This is a genomic window from Corynebacterium sp. CTNIH16 (assembly GCF_032821655.1).
Lineage (GTDB): Bacteria > Actinomycetota > Actinomycetes > Mycobacteriales > Mycobacteriaceae > Corynebacterium > Corynebacterium marquesiae.
On the sequence record NZ_JAVBIG010000037.1, the window covers coordinates 1 to 674 of the forward strand.

1 rRNA gene is annotated in these 674 nt (G+C 54.0%); it reads left to right on the forward strand.

The features are described from left to right. A 23S ribosomal RNA gene (locus RAE04_RS11695) occupies window positions 1-674 on the forward strand; the annotation flags it as partial.

Consider the following 674-nt stretch of genomic DNA (forward strand, 5'->3'; position numbering starts at 1 on the left):
AGTGGGGCTCAAGTACACCGCCGAAGCCGCGGCAACTTTTTAAGTTGGGTAGGGGAGCGTCGTGCATGGGTGGAAGCGTTACCGTAAGGAGGCGTGGACTGTGTGCGAGTGAGAATGCAGGCATGAGTAACGAATTGATAGGTGAGAATCCTATCCGCCGGATGACTAAGGGTTCCTGGGTCAAGTTCGTCTTCCCAGGGTGAGTCGGGACCTAAGGCGAGGCCGACAGGCGTAGTCGATGGATAACCAGTTGATATTCTGGTACCCGTACATGCGCGCCCATGATGAAGCACTGATACTAACCACCGCGGATGCACTACCGATACTCTTTGAGTGTTGGTGGTGTTGATGTCGTGGGGCCTGATGTGTGGTTCAAGTGATGGGGTGACGCAGTGAGGTAGCCACGCCACTTAGTGGATTGGTGGTGTAAGCGTGCAGACCGTGTGGTAGGTAAATCCGCTACACATTTAGGTTGAGGCGTGATGCGTAGACCCAATGGGGTTGATGGTGGTGATCCTGTACTGTCGAGAAAAGCCTCTAGCGATGTGTGTGTATGGCCCGTACCCTAAACCGACACAGGTAGTCAGGTTGAAAATACTAAGGCGTTCGGGTGAACTGTGGTTAAGGAATTCGGCAAAATGCCCCCGTAACTTCGGGAGAAGGGGGGCCTCACG